This window comes from Methylobacterium sp. AMS5, assembly GCF_001542815.1.
Taxonomy (GTDB): domain Bacteria; phylum Pseudomonadota; class Alphaproteobacteria; order Rhizobiales; family Beijerinckiaceae; genus Methylobacterium.
Genome location: NZ_CP006992.1, coordinates 1,596,326 through 1,621,567 on the forward strand (window position 1 = coordinate 1,596,326; position 25,242 = coordinate 1,621,567).

At 68.3% G+C, this 25,242-nt stretch carries 26 protein-coding genes; 12 read left to right on the forward strand and 14 right to left on the reverse strand.

All coding sequences use genetic code 11. From position 1 onward, the window contains the following. Positions 1 to 102: 102 nt before the first annotated feature. A complete protein-coding gene (locus tag Y590_RS07275) occupies positions 103 to 342 on the forward strand; it encodes a hypothetical protein (protein WP_060769268.1) in 240 nt (79 codons plus the stop codon). A gap of 104 nt (positions 343 to 446) precedes the next feature. Here Y590_RS07275 and Y590_RS26980 read toward each other — a convergent pair whose 3' ends face one another. The 7 genes from Y590_RS26980 to Y590_RS07305 form a co-directional block, all read right to left on the reverse strand. Next, positions 447 to 587 carry a hypothetical protein gene (locus tag Y590_RS26980; RefSeq protein ID WP_193763135.1) on the reverse strand — a complete coding sequence of 47 codons (141 nt, stop codon included), beginning with the start codon at positions 585 to 587 and terminating at the stop codon, positions 447 to 449. Between the two features lie 182 nt (positions 588 to 769). Then, positions 770 to 1,096, reverse strand: a complete 327-nt coding sequence (locus Y590_RS07280) for a hypothetical protein (protein WP_060769269.1) — start codon at positions 1,094 to 1,096, stop codon at positions 770 to 772. 248 nt (positions 1,097 to 1,344) lie between these two features. Continuing rightward, positions 1,345 to 1,914 carry a metallophosphoesterase family protein gene (locus Y590_RS07285; protein ID WP_060769270.1) on the reverse strand — a complete coding sequence of 190 codons (570 nt, stop codon included), beginning with the start codon at positions 1,912 to 1,914 and terminating at the stop codon, positions 1,345 to 1,347. Positions 1,915 to 1,972: 58 nt separating this feature from the next. Continuing rightward, positions 1,973 to 3,073, reverse strand: coding sequence for a TonB family protein (locus Y590_RS07290; protein WP_060769271.1), 1,101 nt, complete (start codon positions 3,071 to 3,073; stop codon positions 1,973 to 1,975). Between the two features lie 40 nt (positions 3,074 to 3,113). Beyond that, positions 3,114 to 3,575, reverse strand: a complete 462-nt coding sequence (gene tolR, locus Y590_RS07295) for a protein TolR (RefSeq protein ID WP_060769272.1) — start codon at positions 3,573 to 3,575, stop codon at positions 3,114 to 3,116. An 84-nt stretch (positions 3,576 to 3,659) separates the two neighbouring features. After that, the gene (locus Y590_RS07300) at positions 3,660 to 4,361 is read right to left on the reverse strand and encodes a MotA/TolQ/ExbB proton channel family protein (protein ID WP_060769273.1); all 702 of its coding nucleotides are present in this window, start codon (positions 4,359 to 4,361) and stop codon (positions 3,660 to 3,662) included. A gap of 71 nt (positions 4,362 to 4,432) precedes the next feature. Continuing rightward, on the reverse strand, positions 4,433 to 4,915 hold the full coding sequence (locus Y590_RS07305) for a hypothetical protein (protein ID WP_060769274.1): 483 nt from the start codon (positions 4,913 to 4,915) through the stop codon (positions 4,433 to 4,435). Positions 4,916 to 5,485: 570 nt separating this feature from the next. Here Y590_RS07305 and Y590_RS07310 point away from each other — a divergent pair. After that, entirely contained in the window at positions 5,486 to 5,917 is a 432-nt protein-coding gene (locus Y590_RS07310; protein ID WP_003602681.1) for an Hsp20 family protein, read from the forward strand. Positions 5,918 to 6,103: 186 nt separating this feature from the next. Further along, positions 6,104 to 6,388 carry a BQ00720 family protein gene (locus Y590_RS07315; protein WP_060769275.1) on the forward strand — a complete coding sequence of 95 codons (285 nt, stop codon included), beginning with the start codon at positions 6,104 to 6,106 and terminating at the stop codon, positions 6,386 to 6,388. 135 nt (positions 6,389 to 6,523) lie between these two features. Here the strand turns inward: Y590_RS07315 and Y590_RS07320 are convergent, their stop codons facing one another. Further along, positions 6,524 to 7,309, reverse strand: a complete 786-nt coding sequence (locus Y590_RS07320; RefSeq protein ID WP_060769276.1) for an alpha/beta hydrolase — start codon at positions 7,307 to 7,309, stop codon at positions 6,524 to 6,526. A 126-nt stretch (positions 7,310 to 7,435) separates the two neighbouring features. On the opposite strand from Y590_RS07320, the gene Y590_RS07325 reads away from it, so the two are divergent. The 3 genes from Y590_RS07325 (at position 7,436) to Y590_RS07335 (ending at position 10,166) form a co-directional block, all read left to right on the forward strand. Continuing rightward, positions 7,436 to 8,665: a glycosyltransferase family 4 protein gene (locus tag Y590_RS07325; protein WP_060769277.1), complete on the forward strand. Its 1,230-nt coding sequence runs from the start codon at positions 7,436 to 7,438 to the stop codon at positions 8,663 to 8,665. A gap of 176 nt (positions 8,666 to 8,841) precedes the next feature. Beyond that, positions 8,842 to 9,363, forward strand: a complete 522-nt coding sequence (gene infC, locus Y590_RS07330) for a translation initiation factor IF-3 (RefSeq protein ID WP_003602674.1) — start codon at positions 8,842 to 8,844, stop codon at positions 9,361 to 9,363. Between the two features lie 527 nt (positions 9,364 to 9,890). Further along, positions 9,891 to 10,166 carry a DUF6894 family protein gene (locus Y590_RS07335; RefSeq protein ID WP_060769278.1) on the forward strand — a complete coding sequence of 92 codons (276 nt, stop codon included), beginning with the start codon at positions 9,891 to 9,893 and terminating at the stop codon, positions 10,164 to 10,166. A 252-nt stretch (positions 10,167 to 10,418) separates the two neighbouring features. Here Y590_RS07335 and Y590_RS07340 read toward each other — a convergent pair whose 3' ends face one another. From Y590_RS07340 to Y590_RS07350, 3 genes are all read right to left on the reverse strand, one after another. Further along, complete coding sequence (locus Y590_RS07340; RefSeq protein WP_144439939.1) at positions 10,419 to 11,426, reverse strand: hypothetical protein; 1,008 nt, start codon at positions 11,424 to 11,426, stop codon at positions 10,419 to 10,421. Between the two features lie 565 nt (positions 11,427 to 11,991). Further along, the gene (locus tag Y590_RS07345) at positions 11,992 to 14,328 is read right to left on the reverse strand and encodes an amylo-alpha-1,6-glucosidase (protein WP_060769280.1); all 2,337 of its coding nucleotides are present in this window, start codon (positions 14,326 to 14,328) and stop codon (positions 11,992 to 11,994) included. 158 nt (positions 14,329 to 14,486) lie between these two features. After that, positions 14,487 to 15,620: a glycosyltransferase family 4 protein gene (locus tag Y590_RS07350; RefSeq protein WP_060769281.1), complete on the reverse strand. Its 1,134-nt coding sequence runs from the start codon at positions 15,618 to 15,620 to the stop codon at positions 14,487 to 14,489. Positions 15,621 to 16,074: 454 nt separating this feature from the next. On the opposite strand from Y590_RS07350, the gene rpmI reads away from it, so the two are divergent. From rpmI to Y590_RS07375, 5 genes are all read left to right on the forward strand, one after another. Further along, positions 16,075 to 16,278, forward strand: a complete 204-nt coding sequence (gene rpmI, locus Y590_RS07355) for a 50S ribosomal protein L35 (protein ID WP_003602670.1) — start codon at positions 16,075 to 16,077, stop codon at positions 16,276 to 16,278. Between the two features lie 52 nt (positions 16,279 to 16,330). After that, positions 16,331 to 16,696 carry a 50S ribosomal protein L20 gene (gene rplT, locus Y590_RS07360; protein ID WP_003602669.1) on the forward strand — a complete coding sequence of 122 codons (366 nt, stop codon included), beginning with the start codon at positions 16,331 to 16,333 and terminating at the stop codon, positions 16,694 to 16,696. A 185-nt stretch (positions 16,697 to 16,881) separates the two neighbouring features. Continuing rightward, positions 16,882 to 17,961: a phenylalanine--tRNA ligase subunit alpha gene (gene pheS, locus Y590_RS07365; RefSeq protein ID WP_060769282.1), complete on the forward strand. Its 1,080-nt coding sequence runs from the start codon at positions 16,882 to 16,884 to the stop codon at positions 17,959 to 17,961. Between the two features lie 64 nt (positions 17,962 to 18,025). Next, positions 18,026 to 20,449, forward strand: a complete 2,424-nt coding sequence (pheT, locus tag Y590_RS07370) for a phenylalanine--tRNA ligase subunit beta (protein ID WP_060769283.1) — start codon at positions 18,026 to 18,028, stop codon at positions 20,447 to 20,449. Positions 20,450 to 20,474: 25 nt separating this feature from the next. Further along, positions 20,475 to 21,350, forward strand: coding sequence for a DUF1186 domain-containing protein (locus tag Y590_RS07375; protein WP_060769284.1), 876 nt, complete (start codon positions 20,475 to 20,477; stop codon positions 21,348 to 21,350). On the opposite strand, the gene Y590_RS07380 is transcribed toward Y590_RS07375, so the two are convergent. Beyond that, positions 21,298 to 22,116, reverse strand: a complete 819-nt coding sequence (locus Y590_RS07380) for a HesA/MoeB/ThiF family protein (RefSeq protein WP_144439940.1) — start codon at positions 22,114 to 22,116, stop codon at positions 21,298 to 21,300. The genes Y590_RS07375 and Y590_RS07380 overlap by 53 nt on opposite strands. A gap of 261 nt (positions 22,117 to 22,377) precedes the next feature. On the opposite strand from Y590_RS07380, the gene dapE reads away from it, so the two are divergent. After that, positions 22,378 to 23,541 (forward strand): succinyl-diaminopimelate desuccinylase, encoded by a 1,164-nt coding sequence (gene dapE, locus Y590_RS07385; RefSeq protein WP_060769286.1) that lies wholly within the window; start codon positions 22,378 to 22,380, stop codon positions 23,539 to 23,541. Here the strand turns inward: dapE and truA are convergent. Beyond that, on the reverse strand, positions 23,526 to 24,284 hold the full coding sequence (truA, locus tag Y590_RS07390; RefSeq protein ID WP_060769287.1) for a tRNA pseudouridine(38-40) synthase TruA: 759 nt from the start codon (positions 24,282 to 24,284) through the stop codon (positions 23,526 to 23,528). The genes dapE and truA overlap by 16 nt on opposite strands. A 13-nt stretch (positions 24,285 to 24,297) precedes the next feature. Further along, positions 24,298 to 25,239, reverse strand: a complete 942-nt coding sequence (gene fmt / locus Y590_RS07395; RefSeq protein WP_060769288.1) for a methionyl-tRNA formyltransferase — start codon at positions 25,237 to 25,239, stop codon at positions 24,298 to 24,300. Between the last annotated feature and the right edge of the window lie 3 nt (positions 25,240 to 25,242).

Genomic DNA, 25,242 nt, shown 5'->3' on the forward strand with positions numbered 1-25,242 from the left:
GCGCGTGTTCTGCCGTATTGGCGCCCCGAAAGGGGGAGAGTGCTTCGGCGTGGCGGCCGTTATGGCCAGTCCGTGCCGCATCGGGTCCGGAACCCGCTTCAGATGACGAACTTCTTTCTCGGATTGATGGCCGGCTGCATCATTGCCGGTGTCGTCACCATCACCGCTGCGCGGCACCCGGCGGTCCAAATGCGGCTCGGCCTCGTGCCGCCCGCTCAGGCGGCGGTCGTCGTCGCACCCCGTCCCGAGACACCCCGCTGCCCGGTGCCGAAGGCTGCGAACCAAGTCGGCAACCCTGAGATGCTGTTCTCGCGGAGCCGCCTCTGGTCGGTCGCCCCCTGAGGCGAGCCTCGCGAAATCCGGGCGTCCGCTTCGCAGGGCGCGATGTGGTGCTTCGCGCGAGCGCCGCGCGGGCCTGACTTCGCTCTCACCGAGCGGAAGCGGTGTCAGACGCTGCTGCTGAGCAGGAACATCACCATCGTCGTCGCAACGGTGCTGCCGAGGAAGCCGAACAGGGCTGCGGCGAACGAGGGACCGGTCCGCATTTCGGCGGCGGGTTGACGGAGGGCGTTGTCGGTGGCGATCATGGCAAGACCCTGAAGGAAGGAGAGGAGTTTTCCGGCGCGAAGCGATCGGTCTCGTTACGGTGACCTGCGCTTCACGGTGACGCTTGGCGGTGCGGGACCACACGCCGGCCCGCGGACGGATCCGGCTTTCGCAGCATCGGGTTACAGGCGGCCTCGACCCGCGGGCGAGGGGTCAGCCCCGGTCAGTCGCAGCGGTTGACCTGCTTGGCGGCGCGCAGGGATCGGAGTTCGCTGCGCAGATCGATCGAGACGATGTCGGCCCCGCAATCCTCGAAGGCGTCCTGCGCCTCGTGGTAGCGGTCGCCGATCTCGTCGAGGGTGTCGCAAACCCGGTCGTGATTGCCGAGCCGCGCTTCCTGACGGGCCTGATAGCGCAGGGCGCTGGCTTCCTGGATCTTGCGGCGGCCATCGAGGCAGCCGGGGGCCGCGAGCGCGGAGGAAACGAGAGAAACGCCGACGAGAGAGGCCGCAAGGCCGGCGAGAACGGTGTGTCGCATGAGGTGACGCATGGGGCAGACCGACATTGTTCGACTGAAGTCGTGAAAAGGTTGCGGAGCGTTCAACACGCGGCCGTCACAGTGTCTTCACTGATCCTGCCGCTGCGTTGTCGTTCGTCTCGGCTTCTGAACGGTGACGCTAAGCCGATGGTTCCGAAACTGGCCTGCAGGATCTGCCAAGATTCTCTGCCAAGATTCTTGGAAGCGTCCTGGACGATTCTTGGTGGAACATTCGGCGCACTGGGATTTGGCCGATACCCCTATCCCCCGGGGGACTCCTTGCGAGCGAGATCTGGCCCGGCGCGGTTTCGGCGCGCCGTGTCCGACACACGCCCCCGCCGAGAGACGAGAATCTGGTCGAGGGTGACCGGCGCTAAGCCCTGCGCATCGACGCCGACATCGTATTGTCGCGGGATCGGCTTGAGCCGGCCGTGGGAATGGCCGTGCAGGTTGATCGCGCCTCGGCCGAGACCGTTCCAGGTCCGGAAGGCGTAGTGGCACAGCACGAGCCGGCGGCCGTCAACCTCGGTTTCCGCGTAATGCGCCACCGAGGTCCAGCCGGGGGCCGACAGGGTGGCGGGGCCGTCGTTGTTGCCGACGATGAGGTGCTTGTGGCCGTTGAGCGCACTGATCAGGTCCGCCACGCGCTCCGGCGGGGGGCCGAGGGCGAAGTCGCCCAGATGCCAGACGGTATCGTCCGACCCGACGACGGCGTTCCAGGCCTCGGCCAGGGCCGCGTCATGGGTCGGCAGATCCGCAAAGGGACGCCGGTCGATCCGCAGGATCCGGGGGTCGCCGAAATGCGTGTCGCTCGTGAAGAAGATGGTCATCCGCCGCGCCGTCCGGTGTGAGCGGGACAACGCGGCGGACGGGAGAACGATGCCGGCCTTAGCGGGCGGGGGCGATGCGCACCGGCGCCGTGAAGGCTATACTCGGAGCGCTTACTCCGGCCGGAGCAGGCGGCACACTACCTCGAACCGCTGCGAGCGCAGCTGCATCGACGGCCCCGATCCCACTGCTGCCAATGAGGGCCGCTCCGCTCACCGCGCCAGAGCGACTCACGGTGAAGCGCACAGTCGCAAGGCCGCCGCTTGTGCCATTCGCGGCTTCACGGTTGATCCGCCCGAGTATTGCCGAACGTATCGCCCCTTTCCAGGCGGCCATGGCGTTGGGATCGCTGGCCGCGGCGGCCGCGCCCGTCGCGCTCTGACGCGAGGTGGCGGCGGAGTTGCGCTGCGCATTGCCCGCCTGCGCCGCTTGAGCACGCCGGGCTGCATCGCGCTCGGCCTTCGCCTTGGCGGCCTTGATCCGCGCTTCCTTCTGCGCCTCCTCGCGCTTCTTCTCGAGGATCTCCTGGCGGCGTGCCTCGCGCTCGGCCTCGCGCTTCTTCTCCAGCGCAGCCTTGCGGCGCTCCTCGATCTTGGGATCGGGCTTGGGCGGCTCCGGCGCCTTCGCCACCACGGGCGGGGGCGGGGCCAGCGGTTCCGCCTCCTGCGCCTCGGAGGCGATGATCTGTTCCTCCGGCGGCGGGGGCAGCGTGTCGGGCGGAACTTCCGTGACGGCTTCCGGCGGCGGAGGGGGCGGCTGCACCTCCTCCGGCATCACCTCCGTCATCTCGGGGGGAGGCGGGGGCTTCACCTCGTCCGGGGTCTCGACCGGCTCAGCCGTCTCCGGCTCGCCCTCGGGCTTGGCCTCCTCGGGGATCTCTTCGACCCGCTGCGACTCGGCGGGTGCCTGAGTCTCGGCCTCCGCCATCTGCGGCGCGAGATCGATCGTGATCTCCTGGTCGCCCGGGGGCGCAGGCGGCGTCAGATGCAGATAGGTGATGCCGATCAGCCCCGCGGCGTGCAGGGCCAGGGCCAGGGCGAAGGCGGCCGCAAGCCGCCCCTGGCCGCCTCCCTCTGAAGGGCCCGAGGGTAACCCCTGCCCGGCATGAGCGGGCACGGGAGCCGGCATCGGGGCAGATATCGGGGCCTGCATCGGCGGCATGGGGGCGGCCTTCGGAGCTGGCTTGGGAGCGGCCATCGGCTTAACGGGGCGTCCCTGGGGCCGGCGCACCACCCGCCGATTGGGCAATCAGCGAGACCCTGGTGAAGCCCGCCTGACCGACGAGGCCCATCACTTCCATGATCCTGCCGTAGGGCACATCCCGGTCGCCGCGCACGAGCACGACCTGATCCGGGTTCTCCGCCTTGAGCTGCTTCAGACGCGGCAGGATCGTCTCCTGCGTGAAGCCGTCCTTGGCGATGAACGGATGACCGTCCTTGTCGATGGAGACTTCGAGCGGCTTCTGCGACTGCGCCACCTTGGCGGCGGTCGTCTTCGGCAGTTGCACCGGCACGCCCGTCGTCATCAGCGGCGCGGCCACCATGAAGATGATCAGCAGCACCAGCATCACGTCGACCATCGGCGTGACGTTGATCTCGGACATCGGCGTGGCGTCGAGGCCGTCCTCGTCGTCGCTCGCCGAACGCGCGGTTCCCATGGCCATGGCTTCGCCCTTCCGGGTGTCGGCGGCCGCCCGCCGAGATGAGGCGGGTGCCGCGAAGGTTTCAGGGGTCGGCGAAGAAGAGGATTACTCGGCTGCCGCGGCCCGGGCGTGGGGACCGCGGTCGCGGGCGAGGCGGTTGCCGAGCACCGAGATGCAGGAGACGAAGCTCGACTGGATACGGGCGACGTCACCGGAGAGCTTGTTGTAGGCCATCACCGCCGGGATCGCGACGACGAGGCCGATGGCGGTGGCGAACAGCGCTTCCGCGATGCCGGGCGCCACCACCGCGAGGCTGGTGTCCTGGCTCTTCGCGATCGACGAGAACGAGTTCATGATGCCCCAGACCGTGCCGAACAGGCCGACGAAGGGGGCGGTGGAGCCGGAGGTCGCCAGCAGCGGCAGCCCGCCCTGGAGACGCTTCACCTCCAGGCTGAGCGCGCCCTTCATCGCCCGTTCGATCCGCTCGCGGCGCTCGGCCCGGCTCTCGCTCGGATCCTGGTCGCGCCACGCGTCGAGCCCCGCCTTGACCACGTGGCCGGCGATGCCCTTCTGCCCGGTATCGATGGTGCCCTCGGAGCGCACCATCGCGTCGAAGGCCTTGGCCTGCCGCTTGGCGGCGGAGAGGCGCACGATCTTCTCGAACACGACGGTCCAGCAGGCGAGCGAGGCCACCACGAGGAGAATCATCACGGTTTTGACGATCGGGTCGGCCTGAAGGAACAGACCGATGAACGACATGTCGTGGGCTGCAGCGACCGCCTCGGCGGGCACGGACGTCGGATCCATGTGTGACTCCTCGTGGCTCCAATAGGCGTCCGTCGCACCCGGTCGAACCGGTGGGACGGCCGTGGCCGGCCTCAGCGATCGAAGGCGGCCGATGTCTTGCTGGCGGGCTCGATCCGCTCCAGGCAGGTCTCGCGGGTGGCGTCGCCACCCTCGCAGGCGAGCACGTCGTTGAGCAGAAGGCGGCCGATTTTCGGGCAGGCGAGGCCGGCGAAGTCGAAAAGCCGCACCACGGTCTTCTTCTCTTGGACGGGCCCCAACTCGACGGCGAGGCGCTTCTGGGCGACGCCCTCCGTGTCGAAGGCGAACAGATCGACCTTGAGCGACTTCAGCGCGGGCCCGCGGCTGTTGTCGACGAGCATGTAGGTGCGGCAGGCCTCGCCCGCGGGCTCGAGCCGGTTGAGTTCGATCTTCAGGGGAGGGGCGTCCGATTTGGCCGGCGGCGTCGCATCCTGTGCCATCGCGGCGGGGCTCGCGGCGATCAGCGCTGCGGCGAGGGCGGCACCCGCGAGGAGGCGTCCCCCGATCCCGCTGCGTTCCGGCCCTGCATCGCTCATTCCCCAGCCTTCCTGAATCACGACGATCTCATCTCCCCAATCTCGCGCCGCACCGGAGATCCGCAGCGGGCCGCTTGACCCGAAGGCGGTAAGGACTGCCGCTGTCCCCGCCGACCTTCGCCTCGCCATGGTTTCGACGGTGCCGAGGGGCGCCGTCGTCCGGGGCGGGACCACCGTGACGCGATCTCCACCGCAGGGCGATGTGCGGATACAGCAAAGGTAACGTCCGGCGCTTCCCGTGGCACCTTGTACGTTTCCGGGCGTGCCTATCCGACAAGCAGGGTATCGATCAAGGTTTGCAAAGAATTTCAGAGCAATTCCAAACTATTGGAGGAGGCAGGCACGCGGACTGAAATTTCTCATTTATCCCGACTTAATTGCCTATTTGTCCCGCTCCGCGCGTCCCTGTGCCTCGCCGCCTGCATGGCCGACCACCCTTGATCGGCATCCGCCCGCTTTCCATATCCCGTCTCAAGAGCGCTGCCGTGAGGCGGGCTCGAGACCGCGAGGTGCCGCCAAGGGCTCGACGCCGTTCGATCCCCCAGGGCCTTGCCGGAGGTTTGAGCGACGATGACGCGGCCGTCCCCGTTCGGGTACCCATTCCTGCTCGGCTTCGACGAGATCGAGCAGGCACTCGATCGTGTCTCGAAGGCCGCCAGCGACGGATATCCGCCCTACAACATCGAACGTGTCACCCGCAGCGAACGCGAGCCCGAACGCTTGCGTATCACGCTGGCGGTGGCCGGCTTTACGCAGGATCAGCTCGACGTCTCCTTGGAGGAGAATCAATTGGTCGTGCGGGGGCGGCAGGTCGACGACAAGTCCCGTCATTACCTGCACCGCGGCATCGCGGCGCGGCAGTTTCAGCGGGCCTTCCTCCTTGCCGACGGCATGGAGGTCTTGGGCGCGGAGCTGTCGAACGGGCTGCTGGCGATCGATCTCGCACGGCCGGAACCGGAGCGCATCGTGCGCAAGATCGCGATTGCCGCCAAGGATCCATGACAAGGATCCCTGACAAGGATCGGTGATCCCGACCCGCGCAGCCCACGGACGATGCGGGCGAACCGCGTCGATGCATCGCAGGCCGCGTCGCCCGTCTCTCGGGCCTCCACCCCATCCCGGATTTGTCGCTGCCGATGTGCGGGACCATATCCGGCTCAACGCTCTGCCTCGAAAGGAGGGCATTCCATGACCAACGTCACCACGACCGACCTCACCATCGACACGACCGCTACCCCCGCCATCGATCCGGCGGAGTTCGCCGCACTCGGCGAGGGGCACATCGCCTATGTCCGCCCGATCCGTTCGGACGAGGTGCGCAGCCTGTTCCCGCAGGCCCCCGAGATGAGCCCCGGGCTCGACCTGTTCGCCCTGCTCTCGGCGAGCGGCGCACCGATCCTGCTCACGGATTCCCGCGAGGTCGCCGTGGCGAACGCCATGGCCCACCAGCTCTACCCGGTGAGCCTGCACTAGAGCGCTTTCCGGCGAAGTGGACGCCGGTTCGGCGAAAGAAAGCGCGGCAAAGCAAGAGGATAGAGGCGTGATCCGACCCAACGCGGTCGGGCGCGGCTCTAAAGCCGCTTCCCCGCCGCTCGGCGGGGGCACATCTCAGGCCATCGCCGCGACCGTGCGCACGAGGAGGTCGATATCCTCGGGCCGCGACAGGCGGTGGTCGCCGTCCTTGATCAGCGTCAGCCTGGTCCCCTGCGCGGGCAGGCGCTCCAGAATCCGCAGGGCATGCGGATAGGGTACGTCCGGATCGGCCATGCCCTGAAGGATGTGCACCGGACAGCCCGGTTCCAGGCTTGCGTCCAGCAGCAGATGGCGCCGCCCGTCCTCGATCAGCGCCATACGGATCGGATCGGGCTTCGGGGCATAGGGCGTCTCACGATACCACACGCCGTCGCGCTCAAGGGTCTGCCGGACCTCGGGCGGGAAGGCGTCCCACATCAGCGCCTCGGTGAAGTCGAGGGCGGGCGCGATCAGCACCATCCCGCCGAGATCCGCCCCGCGCCGCGCCCGCTCGCGGGCGACGAGGCAGGCGATCCAGCCGCCCATGGAGGAGCCGACGAGGATCGGCCGCTCGCTGGCGTCGCGGTCGATGACGGCGCAGGCGTCGGCGAGCCAGTCGGAGATGGTGCCGTCCTCGAAGCGCCCCTCCGACTCGCCGTGCCCGGAATAGTCGAACCGCACCATGCGCCGGGCGTTCTCGGCCGCCCAGGCGTCGAGGGCGGCGGCCTTCGTCGCGCGCATGTCGGAGCGGAAGCCGCCGAGCCAGACCACGGGCGGCCCCTTGCCCTCCCGGACCCGTACCGCCAGCCGGCGCGGGGAGGAGCCTTCGATATCGAGCGTCACGAGGGGCAATTCGCCCGGCGAAGTCTCCGGATCGCTCACTGGCGCGGAAATCCTGTGATTCTGAAACAACTCGGCGACGCTTCGTTTACCGAACCGTAAAGCCGCGGGGGACAATCCTTACCTCATGACCCAATTCCAAGCGACCGTCCCGGCACGGGTGACGCGATGAACGGAGGCAGCCTGTCCGGCGGCCCGGTGCAGTTGTCCGAGACTTCGCCGCTGGCGGGCGTCACGGTGCTGCAGATCATCCCGGCCCTGGAGGCGGGGGGGGCCGAGCGCACCACCGTCGACGTCGCGGCAGCCCTCGCCGAGGCCGGCGCGCGGCCGCTGGTGGCCACGGAAGGCGGGCGGCTCGTCGGCGAGTTGCAGGCCAAGGGCGGGATCTGGGTGCCGTTCCCGGCCAACACCAAGAACCCGGTCGCCATGGCGCTCAACGTCGAGCGCCTCGCCCGGCTCTGCCGCCGCGAGAACGTGCAGATCCTGCACGCCCGCTCCCGCGCCCCGGCCTGGGTCGCGCTCGGTGCCGCGCGCCGGCTGAAGCTGCCCTTCGTGACGACCTATCACGGCAGCTATTCGGGCCGGACCAGCGTCAAGGTCCTGTACAATTCGGTGATGGCGCGGGGCGACGTCGTGATCGCCAACTCGCACTACACCGCCGATCTGATCCGCCGGACCCATCCCGACCAGGCCGGGGGGCGGATCAGCGTGATCCACCGCGGCACGGATCTGGCGGCCTTCACACCCTCGGCGGTCGCGGCGGCACGGGTCGAGAGCCTGCGCCGGGCTTGGAACGTGGCACCGCACGAGCGGGTCGTGCTGCTCGCGGCCCGGCTCACGGCCTGGAAAGGCCAGCGCGTGCTGATCGAGGCCGCCGCCCGCCTGCGCGATCTCGGCCTCACCGATTTCGCCGTCGTGCTCGCGGGCGATCCGCAGGGACGCACGGCCTATGAGCGTGAGCTCGACGCGCTGATCGAGACGCGCGGCCTGTCGGGCATCGTGCGCCGGGTCGGCCATTGCACCGACATGCCGGCGGCCTTCCGCGCGGCTTCCGTCGTCGCGGTCCCCTCGGTGGAGCCGGAAGCGTTCGGCCGCTCGGCGGTCGAGGCGCAGGCGCTCGGCATCCCCGTCGTGGTCTCCGATCTCGGCGCCGTGCCCGAGACCGTGCTGGCCCCCCCCGATGTCGAGCCCGGCCAGCGCACCGGCTGGCGGGTGCCGCCCGGCGATGCCGCGGCTCTGGCCGAGGCGCTGAAGGACGCGCTCTCGCTCGGCGCCAGCGCCCGCGACGGCCTCGCGCGCCGGGCGCAGGCCCATGTCGAGGCGAATTTCTCGCTCGACCGCATGATCGACGGCACCCTGAACGTCTACGCCGACCTTCTGAACCGAGCGAAAACGTGACAGGGTGAACCGAAATCAGTCCCGCGAGTTGACTCGGCAAGAAGATTTGCCAAGTTAGTGCCGTCCGGCAGCGCCGGATCAATCGGTGGCCGGGGCTCGCCAGACGCGGTGGCTCTCAGGCTGCCGTTTTGTCGTTGATACAGGAGAACTGAGCCATTCGCAGACCAATGAGAGCCATGCCGGCCCCGCAGAAGGACGGGCCGCGCGCAAACCGGGACATACGCGGCGTCCGCGACGTCCAGCTCATCGACCAGGATGGGCAGAACCGGGGTGTCGTGCCCTTCTTCGACGCGCTGGCCATGGCTGAGGAGGTCGGCCTCGACCTCGTCGAAATCGCGCCGAATTCGGTCCCTCCCGTCTGCAAGTTCCTCGATTACGGGCGCTTCCGCTTCAACGAACAGAAGAAGCAGAACGAGGCCCGCAAGAGGCAGAAGACGGTCGAGGTGAAGGAGATCAAGCTCCGCCCCGGCATCGACAAGCACGATTACGAAGTGAAGATGAAGGCCGTGCAGCGGTTCTTCGAGGAAGGCGACAAGGTCAAGGTCACCCTCCGCTTCCGCGGCCGCGAGATCGCTCACCAGGATATCGGCCTCCGGCTCTTGGAGCGCGTGAAGCAGGAGACGCAGGAGATCGCCAAGGTCGAGAGCGAGCCGATGCTCGAAGGCCGCCAGATGATCATGATCCTGGCGCCGCGCTAACCGCCTCGGCCCCGGCCGCTCCGCAGCCCCGCGGAAAATGGCTCGTCAGCAAATGCGCTGCTCCCGCGCGGGGGCGGCGCATTTTTCGTTTTGCATCGGAAGGGGATGAGGGTTCCCGGCGGAGGAGCGACCGGAGGAGGCTCCGGAATGCAGCCGGCGGCCCCGGAAGATGGGGCCGCCGGCCACGCGCAAGGAGACCTGACAGGCCGCTGAGGAAGTCTGACGCGGTCGAACGATCATCGCCATCTCGGTCGAACTTCGCGCCGAGCGTGAGGCGTGCTGACGGGATGAAGCGTCGGTTGCTGCACTGCCCGGCATCGACAATCGGCTTCCAGAGAATGGTTCACTCCGCCCCGAGACTCTTGCAGCAGCCTGCTAGAGAACAAAATCGACCCTTGGCGGATCTGAACCCATGTGATTGTCGGCTTTGATTAAAGGTGCCACGAGACGTGTATCGCTGGCACGATACATAGGGCGCCAGTGACCGGAAGATGCGTGTGCTCCCGCCCCGAACAGCGGAGAGCGGCATGCCGCGCTACTTCTTCGACATCCACGACGGGCTATTGCTCTCCCGCGATGCAATAGGATTGGAATGCAATGGCCGCGAGGGCATTCGCTTCGAGGCAATGCGCGCACTGCCCTCGATCGCCCGTGACGAAATCCACAAGGACGGCGATCGGCAAGCCTTCTCGGTCCTCGTCCGCGGCGAGGACGACATCACCGTCTACTCGGCTACGCTGACATTCGCAGGCTTATGGATCGGCGATGTTCCGATACCGGAGCCCGAAGAGCCACTGCCCTAAAAGCGCCTGCAACCTGCCCCGAGCCGACGTTGCCGGACGACCGACTGACGGCTGCTTTGGAGAGCGCCGACAGTGCTCCCGGCGGCTGGGTTGGGTCGCAGACGGTAAAGTCCGCTTCCGGGCTGGCTGCCTGGATAGGCGGCGGCCCTTAGCATACATTTTGGGACACATTCTGCGATGCCCCCTTAGCCGATCCTGTCGGAGAGACCACAGGCCGCCTTCCGGCTGCAACGGGCGTCGGGAGCGATGCGCTCAGTTCGCGGCCCCAACCACTTCGCGAGCCTCGAGCAACGCTTCCTGCAGCGTCTTGTCCCGCGTCTGCTCCAAAGACGCCTTGTCGTCCTTGAGGAAGGTAGACCGGGCAGCCCCTTCGATCTCCGGCCGGCAGAGATCGAGCATCGCCTTCACAAGATCCTCACGGTTCACGAACTTGCCCTCCCGCGCCTTAGCCATTGTGCGGAGGCATTCTCGGACAGGGCTTGCTGCGGGTGCAGGGCCGGCATTTACGGGTGCTGTAGCGACTTGCGGCGGTGTTGCGACTACCGGCGTCACCGGCGCAGGGGCGGGCTCGCTTGCGACCTGCTGCCTCGGAGTGTTCAGCGCCGCCTTTGCCTGAACCGCGGTCGTTACAACGTTCTTTCTGATAGCTGTCTCGATCTCCGCTCTCAGCGAAACGGCATCTGCATCAGGATACTCGATTCGGATTTTGGCAGTGCCTGCCTTGGCCGCGTTCGCAACTTCATCACTGCAGATGGTCAAAGCGGCTGTGGCGAGGACCTCTGCGCCTTCCGACGACGTCACGAGCTTGACGATCTGGTTCGTCGTGCATTCGTACATCTTGTCTCGGTAGAGTGACGCAACGCGGTCTGCCTCCTCGATACGAACTCGCTTCGCAGCTTCTTGCCTTGCAACCTCCTGCTGCCTCGCCGCGATTTCGCGGGCTTCGGCAGCGGCGAGCCGCTCGAACTCGCCCTTCAGCCGATTGCCGAGCGCCCGCGGCAGGTCGCTGATGTAGGGGCCGGCGAAGAACGTTTGCCCGGTCCCGGCTCCATAGAGTTGGTCATGCGTGCCGATGAGGGTGCTGAGCTCAGCGCCGCACTGCCCCTTCGGCAATGCTCGCAGCGCGTCCGCCCACTGCCCCTGCTTGGCCAGACGGACTGCATCGGGCGCCATCAGCAAGGATTGGGAGATGCAGTTCGTAGCAGCTCGGACGTACGGCAGGTGGATCTTTCGCTTCTGAGCCTCGGTGAGGGTGCTCACGTCAGCTTGAGCGCAAACTTCGACCGTTGCGAATAGCGCGCAGACTGCAACGGCGAATCGAGCAAAGCCACGCATCGTGTCCTCACAGCCCTCGAATGCGCCGAGCCTAGCAGCGCTGCACAACCTCAAGGACTGACTGCCACGGCAGAAGTTGCCGGCGCAATTGTCCGGCGCCTGAAGCAACAGCGAAAACTTTCGACGGCGTCAACGATGCCACACGAAGGCTGCTTCGCCTGCGGAGCTCACTTCGCCGGGCGCGCCTCGGTGAACGCGCGACCCAGCACCCGCCGGCCCCGCGCATCCCTGCCCAAGCTGCTCGCATCGCCCACGGCCTGATCAGGGAAACACGCGCTCCAGATCGGTAGCCCGGGCAGCCCATCGGCGATCCGCCGATCAAGCAAATCCGTCCAAACAACAAAAATCTCTCCAGCAGCGCAAACGCGCGACTTCTGCAGCAGCCTGCTCAAGCATCGTCATGGATACCTGATCCATGACGATGCTTGAGGCTCTTGTTTTTGCATCATCTTTTTTCCGAAGGTCGGCAACCACCTTTCGGGACGATACTCTACTTCAGCATCGCGATCTGCACGTCGCCGATGCGCCGCGTCACCGACACCGTCACGTCGTCGCCGTGGCGGTGCAGGCGGATATCGGCCCGCGCGTCGCCGAGTTTGAGGTTGAACAGCTCCACCGCTTCGAGGAAGCGCGGCAGGATCGGGTTGCGGAAGCGGATGCGGTTGCGGGCGTAATCGATTTCGAGCCCGAGACAGGCGGCCAGGAAGGCGAAGGGCGCTGCCGCTGCCCAGGCCTGCGGCGAGCAGGCCACGGGGTAGCTCACGGGCCCGCGCTGGCGCCGCCGCATGAAACCGCAGAACAGCTCCGGAAGGCGCTTCTGGTCGTAGTACAGGCTCGTGTCGAACATCCCCTCGAACACCCGCGCCGCCTCCTCCTTGAGGCCGTAGCGGGCGAGCCCGAGGGCGCAGATCGCGTTGTCGTGCGGCCAGATCGAGCCGTTGTGGTAGGACATCGGATTGTAGCGCGCTTCGCCCTTGGCGATGGTGCGGATGCCCCAGCCGTTGAACCCGTCGTTGGACAGGAGCTGCGCCGCGACGTGCGCGGCCCGCTCCGGCAGGGCGATGTCGGTGAACAGGGCGTGGCCGGTGTTGGACGAGCGCACGGCGCATTGGCGCTTGGCGCCGTCGAGGGCGAGCGCGTAGGTGCCGATCTCCTCGCACCAGAACGCCTTGTCGAAGTTCTCGCGAAGGGTGTTGGCGGCGGCCGAGAGCCGGACCGAAAGGTCGTCCTCCCCGAGCAGGCTCGCGAGCCGCGCCGCGCCGCGCTTGGCCGCGTAGACGTAGCCCTGAACCTCGCACAGCGCGATCGGCCCCTTGGCCATGGCGCCGTCGGCGTGGAAGATCGAATCGTGGCTGTCCTTCCAGCCCTGGTTGGCCAGCCCCTGCTCGGTCTCGCGGGCATATTCGACGAAGCCGTCGCCATCGCGGTCGCCGTATGTGTCGATCCATTCCAGCGCCAGCTTGAGCTGCGGCCAGATCGCGCGGATCGTGTCGAGGTCGCCCGTCACCTCATGGTACTGGGCCGCCAGCATCACGAAGAGCGGCGTGCCGTCGATGGTGCCGTAATAGTGCCGGAAGGGCACCTCGCCGAGCATCGCCATCTCGCCGCGGCGGGTCTCGTGGAGCACCTTGCCGGGCTGGGCATCGGCGGCCGGATCGACGGCCTTGGCTTGCGTCGCCGCGAGGAAGCGCAGCACGCCCTTGCCGAAATTCGGGTCGATCCAGAGCGCCATCATCGCCGTGATGATGCCGTCGCGCCCGAACACGGTGGAGTACCAGGGGATGCCGGCGAAGGGGTAGATGCCCTCCTGCGTGCGGGTCGCCAGCATGTAGAGGTCGGCGGTCGCCCGGCAGAGGCCTTCGTTGAACTGATCGTTCGAGGAGATGATCGTGGTGATGCCGGCGGTGATCTGGCGCTGGTCGCGGCGGTTGTCGCGATAGGCGCGGGCGAAGACACGCCCCTCGCTCAAGGAACGATCCGGCTGCTCGGCAAGGCTGCCCGCCGCCCGCGACAGGGCTGCGGCGGCGGATTCACCCGCCCGCTCGGGGCCCGGCGCGCTGGTATAGGCGCGGTGCGATTGGCAGACCACGCGGATGAACAGCGAGGTGTTGGCCCCGGGCTCCAGTTCGACCACGAACTCGGCCTTGCCCGGCTCCAGCGTCTGCGGCTTCGGCCCGAAATGCAGCGAGGTGGTGCGCACCATCTCGTCGAGGCCGGCGTAACGGAACTGCACCTCGGTCTCGCTGCGGCGCTCGACGGTCCGCTTGCCGCGGTTGGCCCGTTCGGAACCGCGCACCTCGAACAGATCGCGGTAATCGGCGTCGAACGTCACGCCGATGCGCAGGCGGCGGCGGCGGGTGTCGTAGTTGCGCAGACCGATGCGGTCGTAGCAGGCGCCCTTGAACAGGAACTTGGTGCGCTCGATCGCGATCAACTCGCGGGGAATCGCGGTCTCGTCGCCCGCGTCGAGCCGGATATCGGGGGTGGTGAGATCGACGCTGAGCGCCCCGTTGTCGTCCTGGATCGCCGAGGACAGCATCATCGGCCGCTCGTCCTCGATCGTCAGCGCGAGGCGCGAGAGGTAGCGCGTGTCCTGGAAGTAGAGGCCCTCCGGCCCCGGAACCCAGCCGATGTCGCCGTAGCTGTCGAGCACGGCGAAGGCCTCGCCGTATTTGAGGGCGCGTAAGGGGCGGTCCACCAGGGAGGCCTGCGCCTCGATATGGTATTGCGGCAGGTTCTCGTCAGCGTCGAGGAAGCCGAACCGCGAGGCCGTCTGTCCCTCGGAGCCGTCGGCGTGGAGATGGGCTGCGTCGTCCTGTGCCGCCATGCGAAGCGCCTTTTTGCCGTTGATCCGATGCGAGCGAGGTGACCCTCGCAAATCGAAGGCCGCCGATCGCCTCGCAGCGACGGGCGGCCCTGTCGGACCCATTCAGTTAGGCGCTCTGCCGGCCCCGGCGAGGGCCGGGGCCGGTTTTCGTCGATCGGTTAGGCCGGCATCGCGGCGACGTGGATCGGGCCGTGGGCCGAACCGTTCAGCTCACCGTACTGGGGCGAGAAGGCGCCGGCGGCGGGCATCTTGATCACGTTTCCCTGGCCGGCCAGGAGCTGCTCGTAGGTCGAGACGTACTTGCGGACCATGACCTCGGCGGTGAAGCGGCCCTCGAAATGGGCGCGGACGCCGGCACGCGGCAGATCCTTGACCTTGCGGCACGCCTCGATCGCCTCGTCCATCGAGTTGACGATGAAGCCGCTGACACCGTCCTTGATGACCTCCGGTACCGAACCGTTGCCGAAGGCGATCACGGGGGTGCCGGCCGACATCGCCTCGATCATCACGAGGCCGAAGGGCTCCGGCCAGTCGATCGGGAAGGCGAGCGCGAGCGCGTTGCCGAGGAAGTCCTTCTTCTGCTCCTCGTTGATCTCGCCGATATACTCCACCAGCGGGTGATGGATCATCGGCTCGATCTTCTCGTCCCAGTACTCCTGGTCGGCCTTGTCGACCTTGGCGGCGATCTTCAGCGGCGTGCCGGAACGGATCGCCATCTCGATCGCGCGGTCGGGGCGCTTCTCGGGCGAGATGCGGCCGAGGAAGGCGAGGTATCCGCCTTTGGCCTCCGGATAGTAGGGGCAGTTCTGCTTCGGCAGGCCGTGATGGATCGTGGCCAGCCAGTTGGAGCTTTCCGGCATCGGATCGCGCTGGTTGTCCGAGATCGAGACCAGGGGCATGCCGGTGAAGGTGTTGTAGACCGGCATGAAGTCCGGCACGTCCAGGCGACCGTGCATGGTCGTCAGGCACTTGTGGTAGAGATCCTCGAACATCGGATACTGCAAGAGGTCGATGTGGAAGTGGATCACATCGAACTCGTGCGCCCGGCGATGCACGTGATGCAGCATGGCGAGGTGGCCCGCGGTGTGATCGCGGTAGCCGAGAAGGCGCAGGCCCTCCGGATGGCAGGCGGCCAGCTTGGCCGAAGTCTGGGAATCACCGCTCGCGAACAAGGTCACGTCGTGACCCTGGCGAACGAGTTCTTCCGTGATCCACGATACGACACGCTCGGTGCCGCCATAGAACTTCGGCGGCACGGCTTCCGCGAGCGGGGCAACCTGGGCAATGCGCACGAAGACGTCTCCTGTGACAGGAAATAGGGATGTTGGCGAGACTAATGGCGGACGCGGCCTGAGCGGGACATGAACGAAACAGACAGCCAAGGTTTATGGTTCCGTCCCGCGAATGGGGCGAGCCGCGATCTTTGCAACCCCACGCAATACCGGTTTTCCACATATGTTGATCGGTCGTCTCGGCTCCGGCGCGTTCACGCCTTGACGGTGGCCGCGATGCAATGAGAGCGCCTCTGCACGCGGGCGATTCGGGCGCAGCCGCACGCGGCGTTCCATCAACGGCTCCATCGACACGGGCCGAGTCGATTGAAACCGGCGGATGTTTCTGCCATAAGCCGCCCGCGTCGAACCGCCCGGCCGATTAGGGCTGCCGTGGCGGTTCCCGTTGCTCCAGCAGCATCAAGCGCGAAGTCCCGGCCGCCGGCCGGATCGCTGTCGCGTTCAGGAGAGCGAAATGCCCAAGCTGAAGACGAAGTCGGGCGCCAAGAAGCGCTTCAAGATCACCGGCACCGGCAAGGTGATGTACGCCCAGGCCGGCAAGCGCCACGGGATGATCAAGCGGACCAACAAGCAGATCCGCAACCTGCGCGGCACGACGACCCTGTTCGAGGGCGATGCCGCCAACGTGAAGAAGTACTTCCTGCCGAACCAGCGGTAAGTCCTTCCACCCCTCGCGATCTGTTTTGTCTTAACGTTCCAGGAGATCTCCCATGGCCCGCGTCAAGCGTGGCGTGACCAGTCACGCAAAGCACAAGAAGGTTCTGAAGGCTGCCAAGGGCTATTACGGCCGCCGCAAGAATACGATCCGCATCGCCAAGCAGGCGGTGGAGAAGGGTCTGCAGTACGCCTACCGCGACCGCAAGAACAAGAAGCGCACCTTCCGCGCTCTCTGGATCCAGCGGCTCAACGCGGCGGTGCGCGAGCACGGCCTGACCTATTCCCGCTTCATCAATGCCCTGGCCCAGTCCGGCATCGAGGTGGACCGCAAGGCGCTGTCCGAACTCGCCATCCACGAGCCGGCCGCGTTCGCCGCCGTCGTCGAGAAGGCGAAGTCGGCCCTGCCGAAGGCCGCCTGATCGCTCCGCCGAACGGCGGAACGCTCGAAGCTCTGACAAGGCGCGGCGCGGCAAGCGCCGCGCCTTCTTCATTTCCGGCCGGGGCGTGTGGGCCCGACGGCCCCGGTCCGCCCCCTTCGCGTGCTTGCAGGAATGCCAACGACGCGCGAAGGCAGCCCCCGGACGACTGGCCAAGGACAGCGGTAATGGATCTCGACGCTCTCGAACGCGATCTTCTCGGGCAGATCGAGCAGGCCGGGGACGAGGCCGGCCTCGAAGCCTTGCGCGTCGCGGCACTCGGCAAGAAGGGCAGCGTCTCGGACTTGCTGAAGACGCTGGGCGCGATGACGCCGGAGGAGCGCAAGGAGCGCGGCCCCCTCATCAACGGCCTGCGCGACCGGGTGCAGGGCGCGATATCCCGGAAGCGCGAGGCTCTGGCGAACGCCGCCCTCGATGCGCGGCTCGCCGCCGAGCGGATCGACGTGACGCTGCCCCTTCGCGAGGCGCCGGAGATCCGCGGCCGCATCCACCCGATCAGCCAAGTGATCGAGGAGATCACCGCGATCTTCGCCGATCTCGGCTTCTCCGTGGCGGAGGGGCCCGACATCGAGACGGACGAGCTGAACTTCACCGCGCTCAACTTCCCCGAAGGCCACCCGGCGCGGGAGATGCACGACACGTTCTTCCTTCCCCCCGACCATCTCGGGCGGCGCAAGCTGCTGCGCACCCACACCTCGCCGGTTCAGGTCCGCACCATGCGCGCGGGGCAGCCGCCGATCCGCGTGATCATGCCCGGCCGCACCTACCGGCACGATTCCGACCAGACCCACACGCCGATGTTCCATCAGGTCGAGGGCCTCGTCATCGACCGCTCGGCCAACATCGCCAACCTGAAATGGGTGCTCGAATCGTTCTGCCGCGCCTTCTTCGAGGTCGAGAACGTGACGATGCGCTTCCGTCCCTCGTTCTTCCCCTTCACCGAGCCGTCGGCCGAGGTCGATATCCAGTGCTCGCGCAAGGGCGGGGAACTGCGCTTCGGCGAGGGCACCGACTGGCTGGAGGTTCTGGGCTGCGGCATGGTGCACCCCAACGTGCTGCGCAGCGGCGGCCTCGACCCGGATCAGGTCCAGGGCTTCGCCTTCGGCATGGGCATCGACCGCCTCGCCATGCTCAAATACGGCATGCCGGACCTGCGCCCCTTCTTCGAGGCGGATGTGCGCTGGCTGGAGCATTACGGCTTCCGGCCGATCGACGTGCCGAGCCTAGTCGGCGGCTTGACCGCCTGAGCCCCGCCGCCCTGCCTTTCGATCCCGGCCCGGTCCGCGTCAGCGGCCGCGAGGATGTTCTGAGATGAAATTCACCCTCTCCTGGCTCAAGGACCACCTCGACACCGAGGCCTCGCTCGACGCGATCGCCGAGACGCTGACGCGGATCGGCCTCGAGGTCGAAGGCATCGAGGACAAGGCCGCCGCGCTTCGCCCCTACGTGATCGCGCGGGTGATCTCGGCCGACCAGCACCCGAATGCCGACCGCCTGCGGGTGTGTCAGGTCGATGCCGGGGACGGCCAGCCGCTTCAGGTCGTGTGCGGGGCACCGAATGCGCGCGCCGGCATGCTCTCGGTCTTCGCGCCTCCGGGCACCTACGTTCCGGGCAAGGCCATCACCCTCTCGGTCGGCACGATCCGCGGGGTCGAGAGCCGCGGCATGCTCTGCTCCGGCGCGGAACTCGGCCTCGGCGACGACCATGACGGCATCCTCGATCTGCCCGCCGACGCGCCTGTCGGCACACCCTACGCTCTCTGGGCAGGGCTCGACGATCCGGTCATCGAGATCAACCTGACGCCGAACCGCTCGGACTGCACCTCGATCCACGGCATCGCCCGCGATCTCGCCGCCACCGGCCTCGGCACCCTCAAGCGCGAGCCGATGCCGCCGGTGCGGGGCGAGGGGCCCTGCCCGACCCCCGTCACGCTGCAATTCGACGAGCACGACAAAAATCTCTGCCCGCTCTTCGCGCTCCGCCTCGTGCGCGGCGTGAAGAACGGTCCGTCGCCCGAGTGGATGCAGAAGCGCCTGCGGGCGATCGGCCTGCGCCCGATCAATGCGCTGGTCGACATCACCAACTACATGACATTCGACCGCGGCCGGCCGCTGCACGTCTTCGACGCGCGCAAGGTCGCGGGCGGCCTCACCGTGCGCCGGGCCGAGGAGGGCGAGAGCCTCGTCGCGCTCGACGGCAAGACCTACCGGCTCGATTCCGATGCGGTGGTGATCGCCGACGGCAACGGCGTCGAGTCGATCGCCGGCATCATGGGGGGCGAGGCCTCGGGCTGCGACGAGAACACCACCGACGTGCTGATCGAGTCGGCGCTCTGGGACCCGCGCAACATCGCCCGCACCGGCCGGCGCCTCGGCATCATCACCGATGCGCGCTACCGCTTCGAGCGCGGCGTCGATCCGGCCTTCGCCCTGCCGGGGCTCGACCTCGCCACCCGCCTCGTGATCGACCTGTGCGGCGGCAGCCCGAGCGAGGCGCGCATCGCCGGCGAGATCCCGGATCTCGACCGCGTCATCGATTTCCCCTGGACCGAGGTGCGGCGGCTGGCCGGCATCGAGCTGTCGCGGGCCGAGATGAAGGTGACGCTGGAATCGCTCGGCTTCCACATCTCCGGCTCGGGCGACCGGGTGAAGGTGCTGCCGCCGTCCTGGCGGCCGGACGTGGAGGGCAAGGCCGACCTCGTCGAGGAGATCGTGCGCATCGCCGGCCTCGACCGGATCGAGCCGAAGCCGCTGCCGCGGATCGAGACGGTGGCGACCGCGCCGATGCTGACCGTGCTGCAGCGGCGCGGCCGCCTCGCCAAGCGGGCGCTGGCGGGCCGCGGCATGCTGGAGGCGGTGACCTATTCCTTCGTCGCGCATGAGGATGCCCGGCTGTTCGGCGGCGGCGGAGCGGATCTGGCGCTCGCCAACCCCATCGCCGCCGACCTCTCCGACATGCGCCCGAGCCTCGTGCCCGGCCTGTTGCGGGCCGCGCAGCGCAACGCCGACCGCGGCTTCCCCGACACCGCCCTGTTCGAGGTCGGCCAGTGCTTCGCCAGCGACGAGCCCGAGGGCCAGAGCCTGCGCGCCACCGGCTTGCGCCGCGGCACGGCGCGTCACGCCGGCTCCGGGCGCCACTGGAGCGGCGCGGCGGAGACGGTCGATGCGTTCGAGGCCAAGGCCGACGCGCTGGCGCTGCTCGCGGCGCTCGGCGTGCCGACCGGCGGGCTCCAGGTCGTGGCCGGCGGGCCCGACTGGCTGCATCCCGGACGCTCCGGCACGCTGCAATTCGGCCCGAAGAACGTGGTCGGCCATTTCGGTGAGCTGCACCCGCGGCTCCTGAAGGCGATGGACCTCAAGGGCACGCTGGTGGCGTTCGAAATCACCCTCGATTCCCTGCCGCTGCCCCGCCACCGGCCGACCAAGGTCAAGCCCGCCCTGGTGCTGCCCGACCTTCAGGCGATCTCCCGCGACTTCGCCTTCGTCGTCCCCCGCGAGGTGCCCGCGGCCGACATCCTGAAGGCGGCGCAGGGGGCCGAGCGCAAGCTGATCACCGGGATCGAGGTGTTCGACCTCTACGAGGGCGCCGGCATTCCGGACGGATCGAAGTCGGTCGCGGTCGCGGTGCGGCTGCAACCCTCCGAGCGCACGCTGACCGATGCGGAGATCGAGGCGGTGAGCGCCAAAATCGTCGCCGAGGTGGGCAAGAAGACCGGCGCGACCCTGCGCTCTTGATCGAGTCCAACGGAGGGAGACGGCCATGGATGCGGAACTCGTCGCGGTTCTCACGCAGGAGAACCATCTCCCGGCCGAGGCGCTGAAGCGGGCTGCCCGGAACCCCGAGGCCGTCGCCGAGCCGGTGCTCGCCCTATTGGAGCGGGCGGCGGAGGATGCCGAGGCGATCGCGGACGAGGAGACCAACCTCCTGTTCTGGGGGCTGCACGCCCTGGCCGCGGCGCGCGACACGCGGGTCTTCCCGCTGCTGATGCGGCTGCTGCATCAGGACGGGGAGGCGGTGGAGGGGCTTCTCGGCGACAGCATCACCGAAGGCCTGTCGCCGGTGATCGCCTCGACCTTCGACGGCGATACCGGCGCACTCGCCCGACTGCTCCTCGACAGCACCGCCGACGATTTCGTGCGCGGCTCCGCCTTCAGCGCCCTCGGCTTCCTGACGCGACAGGGCCGGATTCCACTCGGCGAGGCGGAGACCCTGCTGCTGCGCTTCGACGAGGCGCGCGCGGCGGTGGAGCAGGGACCGGCCTGGACCGCCTGGGAGGAGACGATCGCCTATCTCGGGCTGACCGCGCTCGCCCCGCGGGTGGAGGCGGCCCGGCGCGATGGCCGCATCACCGACGAATTCAGCGACCTGTCGTGGTTCCGCAAGTCGCTCAAGCAGGCGAGCGCCGAGCCGCCGGACCTCAGCGCCTTCGACGCCCGCCACTACACCTATCTCGACGATCCGGTGGCGGCGCTCGGCTGGACCGCGGAGAGCTACGGCCAGCCGGTCAAGAACCCGTTCAAGGAGGTCGGCCGCAACGATCCCTGCCCCTGCGGCTCGGGCAAGAAGTACAAGAAGTGCTGCCTCAACGCGGCTGAAGCGGGTGCCCCGCCGGTGCGGCTGCCGGGCCTGTCCTGATCCCGTTCAGCGGGTTGTCCGGGTCCCAGGCATAGGCCAGCGTCTCGAAGCGCATCGAGCGGGCGTCCACCATCAGCAGGCGCCCGACCAGGGGCTCGCCGAAACCGGCGAGCGCCCGGATCACCTCCATCGCCATCAGCGAGCCCATCACGCCGGCGAGCGCCCCGAGCACGCCGGCTTCGGTGCAGGGCGCAACGCTGCCCGGCGGCGGCGGGCTCGGGAACAGGCAGCGATAGGTCGGGTTCGGCTCGCCCGTCGGCCCGGTCTCGTGCGCGCGGATCGTGGTGAGCGAGCCGTCGAAGGCGCCGAGCGCCGCGGTGACCAGCGGTTTTTTGCCGGCAAAGCACGCATCCGAGACGGCGTAGCGGGTGGCGAAATTATCGGAGCCGTCGGCCACGAGATCGTAGTCGGCGAGCAGGGCGGAGGCGTTCTCGGGCGTCAGGCGGCAGGCATGGGTCTCGACGCGCACATGCGGATTGAGCCGCGCCACGCTCTCCGCCGCGCTCTCGACCTTCGGGCGGCCGATATCAGGGGTGCCGTGGATGACCTGCCGCTGCAGGTTCGACAGCGAGACGGTATCGTCATCGACGATGCCGATCGTGCCGATCCCGGCGGCGGCGAGATACTGGATCAGCGGCGCGCCGAGCCCGCCCGCGCCGATGACGAGCACACGCCCCGCCTTCAGCCGGGCCTGACCCGGACCGCCGACCTCGCGCAGGACGAGGTGGCGGGCGTAGCGTTCGACTTCTTCGGAGCTGAGAGCCATGCCGGCCATGTAAGCCGCCTGGACGGGGAGCGGAAGCGGTCGGGGGCTTGCTGCGCGCAGGGCGGGTGCGTGCTAGGGCTGGCCCACCAACGAAGAGTCACTGTTTTCCCACCCGAATTCCTCATCCTGAGGTGCCGGAGCGGAGGCCTCGACGGATCGTCCAGGGATCGCACGCGGGAACTGGAGGATCCATCAAGGCCCGCTGGCGCGGGCATCTCAGGATAAGGGTGAGGATGGGAGAAGCGAGCCACGGGACCGCCCTTGTCCGACCATTCCCCCCTTGCCCTCGCCCAGGCGCTGATCCGCTGCCCCTCCGTCACCCCGGAGGAGGGCGGTGCCCTGTCCTTCCTGGCGGATCGCCTCGCGGAGGCGGGATTCTCCGTCGAGCGCCCGGTTTTTTCCGAGTCCGGCACGCCGGACATCCAAAACCTCTACGCCCGCATCGGCACCGCAGGGCCGGTCCTCGTCTTTGCCGGCCATACCGACGTGGTGCCGCCGGGCGAAATCGGCTCCTGGACCCACGGGCCGTTCTCGGGCGACGTCGCCGACGGCTTCCTTTACGGGCGCGGCGCGGTGGACATGAAGGGCGGCATCGCCTGCATGCTCGCCGCAACGCTCGCCTTCCTCGATCGGCACGGGCCGGATTTCGGCGGCTCCATCGCCTTTCTCGTCACCGGCGACGAGGAAGGGCCTGCGGTCAACGGCACCGTGAAGCTGCTCGACTGGGCGAAGGCGAGGGGCGAGCGCTTCGCCCATTGCCTGCTCGGCGAGCCGACCAACCCCGACACCCTCGGCGAGATGATCAAGATCGGCCGGCGCGGCTCGCTGACCGGGCGTATCACCGTGCACGGGCGCCAGGGCCACGTCGCGTATCCGCACCGGGCCGAGAACCCGATTCCCGGCCTGCTGCGCCTCGCCTCCGCGCTGATCGCCGATCCCCTCGACGGCGGCACGGCGCATTTCGATGCCTCGAACCTCGAATTCACGACGATCGATGTTGGCAACCCGGCCACCAACGTGATCCCGGCCTCGGCCAAGGCCGTGTTCAACGTGCGCTTCAACGACGATTGGACGGCGGACACGCTGGGCGCCGAGATCCGTCGGCGGCTGGAGGCGGCAGCCGGCAACGCGGTGCGCTTCAGCCTCGACCTTCAGCCCTCGAACTCCCCCGCTTTCCTGACGCAGCCCGACGCCTTCGTCGATCGGGTGGCGGGTGCGATCGAGGCCGAGACCGGACGGCGGCCGGCGCTCTCCACCACAGGGGGCACCTCGGATGCCCGCTTCATCAAGGATGCCTGCCCGGTGATCGAGTTCGGCCTCGTGGGGCGGACCATGCACGAGACCGACGAGCGGGTGGCGGTGGCGGATCTCGACCGGCTCACCGCGATCTACGGTCGGGTGTTGGAGCGTTACTTTTCGTCGTAATCGACACCCACAAACGTCAGCCCGCAGGCCGGCGCCAGCGGCCCGCAGCGGTGCTTGGCCCCCGTCGCCAGGATTTCCGCCACGTCGTCGGCGGAGAGGCGTTTGCAGCCGGCGAGCATCAGCGTGCCGGCCATGGCGCGCACCTGATGGTGCAGGAAGGAGCGCGCCGAGGTCGCGATCACGATCTCTTCGAACAGGCCCATCCGCTCGCGCGTCACGTCGAGCTGCTCCAGCGTACGCATCGGCGATTTTGCCTGGCACTCGGCGGCGCGGAACGCCGAGAAATCGTGGTGGCCGAGGAGCCGTTGCGCCGCCCTATGCATCAGCCCGGCATCGAGCGGCCAGGGCACCTGCCAGACATGGGCGCGGGTGAGCGCGGCGGGGCTGCGCCGGTTGAGGATGCGGTAGCGGTAGTGCCGCCGGATCGCCGAGTGCCGCGCGTCGAATTCATCTGTCACCACCTCGGCAGAGAGGATGGAGACCGGCTGCGGCCGCAGATGCGCGTTCAGCGCGTCGCGCACGGTGTCGGTGCGCCAATCCTTCGCAAGGTCGAGATGGGCGACCTGATGGATCGCGTGCACGCCCGCATCGGTGCGGCCGGCGCAGGTGAGCCGCACCGTCTCGCCGGAGAAGCGCGTCACGGCGGTCTCGATGGCGGCCTGCACGGTCGGGTCGTCGGCCTGACGCTGCCAGCCGCGGAACGGCGCGCCGTCGTACTCGATGACGAGCTTGTAGCGGGGCATCAGGTTTGCGCGCTCACCCGAGCCGTGCCCCCGCCGCCAGCCGCGCGCCGCGCAAGAACGCCTCCCCGCTGGCGGTGCCGCCCTTGCCGGCCCGGCGCAGTTCGAGGAGCCGCACCGCGCCCGTGCCGCAGGCTACCGTGCCGGCGGCATCGAGCAGCGTGCCCGGCGCGCCGGAGCCTTCCGAGGTGACGGCCCGCAGCACCTTCACCCGCTCCGCCCCCTTGTCTGCCCCCTTGCCGAGATCGGCCTCGACATAGGCGCCGGGGAAAGGCGACAGCCCGTTGATGTGGCGCGCGACTTCGGCGGCCGGGCGCGACCAATCGATCCGCGCCTCTTCGTTGGTGATCTTGTGGGCGTAGACGACACCCTCCTCCGCCTGCGGCGTGAAGGTCAGGCCGTCCCGCTCCAGAGCGGCGATCGCCCGCCCCATCAGGTCGGCGCCGAGCGGCATCAGCGCATCGTGCAGCTCGCCCGCATTCATGCCGTCCGGGATCGGCACGCGCGCTTCCATCGCCACCGGCCCGGTATCGAGCCCGGCCTCCATCCGCATCACACCGACGCCGCTCTCGGCATCGCCCGCCATCACCGCCCGCTGGATCGGCGCGGCCCCGCGCCAGCGCGGCAGCAGCGAGCCGTGCAGGTTGAGGCAGCCGAAGCGCGGAAGGTCGAGAATCCTTTGCGGGAGCAGCATGCCGTAGGCGACGACCACCGCCACATCCGCCTCATGCCCGGCGAAGGTCTCGGCGGCCTCCTCGCTCTTCAGCGTCGTCGGCGTCAGAACGGGAAGGCCCAAAGCCTCGGCGCGGGCATGGACCGGAGAGAGCTTGAGCGCCATGCCGCGGCCGGCTCTGGCCGGGGCGCGGGTGTAGACGGCGGCGATCGTGTGCCCGTCGGCGTGGAGACGATCCAGGGTGGGAACGGCGAAATCCGGCGTTCCCATGAAGACGATGCGCATCGG

Coding starts and splice junctions, on each gene's coding strand:
- Y590_RS07275 (WP_060769268.1), top strand. CDS start 103: ATGACGAACTTCTTTCTCGGATTGATGGCCGGCTGCATCATTGCCGGT.
- Y590_RS26980 (WP_193763135.1), bottom strand. CDS start 587: ATGATCGCCACCGACAACGCCCTCCGTCAACCCGCCGCCGAAATGCGG.
- Y590_RS07280 (WP_060769269.1), bottom strand. CDS start 1,096: ATGCGTCACCTCATGCGACACACCGTTCTCGCCGGCCTTGCGGCCTCT.
- Y590_RS07285 (WP_060769270.1), bottom strand. CDS start 1,914: ATGACCATCTTCTTCACGAGCGACACGCATTTCGGCGACCCCCGGATC.
- Y590_RS07290 (WP_060769271.1), bottom strand. CDS start 3,073: ATGCCGCCGATGCAGGCCCCGATATCTGCCCCGATGCCGGCTCCCGTG.
- tolR (WP_060769272.1), bottom strand. CDS start 3,575: ATGGCCATGGGAACCGCGCGTTCGGCGAGCGACGACGAGGACGGCCTC.
- Y590_RS07300 (WP_060769273.1), bottom strand. CDS start 4,361: ATGGATCCGACGTCCGTGCCCGCCGAGGCGGTCGCTGCAGCCCACGAC.
- Y590_RS07305 (WP_060769274.1), bottom strand. CDS start 4,915: ATGAGCGATGCAGGGCCGGAACGCAGCGGGATCGGGGGACGCCTCCTC.
- Y590_RS07310 (WP_003602681.1), top strand. CDS start 5,486: ATGACGCGGCCGTCCCCGTTCGGGTACCCATTCCTGCTCGGCTTCGAC.
- Y590_RS07315 (WP_060769275.1), top strand. CDS start 6,104: ATGACCAACGTCACCACGACCGACCTCACCATCGACACGACCGCTACC.
- Y590_RS07325 (WP_060769277.1), top strand. CDS start 7,436: ATGAACGGAGGCAGCCTGTCCGGCGGCCCGGTGCAGTTGTCCGAGACT.
- infC (WP_003602674.1), top strand. CDS start 8,842: ATGCCGGCCCCGCAGAAGGACGGGCCGCGCGCAAACCGGGACATACGC.
- Y590_RS07335 (WP_060769278.1), top strand. CDS start 9,891: ATGCCGCGCTACTTCTTCGACATCCACGACGGGCTATTGCTCTCCCGC.
- Y590_RS07345 (WP_060769280.1), bottom strand. CDS start 14,328: ATGGCGGCACAGGACGACGCAGCCCATCTCCACGCCGACGGCTCCGAG.
- rpmI (WP_003602670.1), top strand. CDS start 16,075: ATGCCCAAGCTGAAGACGAAGTCGGGCGCCAAGAAGCGCTTCAAGATC.
- rplT (WP_003602669.1), top strand. CDS start 16,331: ATGGCCCGCGTCAAGCGTGGCGTGACCAGTCACGCAAAGCACAAGAAG.
- pheS (WP_060769282.1), top strand. CDS start 16,882: ATGGATCTCGACGCTCTCGAACGCGATCTTCTCGGGCAGATCGAGCAG.
- pheT (WP_060769283.1), top strand. CDS start 18,026: ATGAAATTCACCCTCTCCTGGCTCAAGGACCACCTCGACACCGAGGCC.
- Y590_RS07375 (WP_060769284.1), top strand. CDS start 20,475: ATGGATGCGGAACTCGTCGCGGTTCTCACGCAGGAGAACCATCTCCCG.
- Y590_RS07380 (WP_144439940.1), bottom strand. CDS start 22,116: ATGGCTCTCAGCTCCGAAGAAGTCGAACGCTACGCCCGCCACCTCGTC.
- truA (WP_060769287.1), bottom strand. CDS start 24,284: ATGCCCCGCTACAAGCTCGTCATCGAGTACGACGGCGCGCCGTTCCGC.
- fmt (WP_060769288.1), bottom strand. CDS start 25,239: ATGCGCATCGTCTTCATGGGAACGCCGGATTTCGCCGTTCCCACCCTG.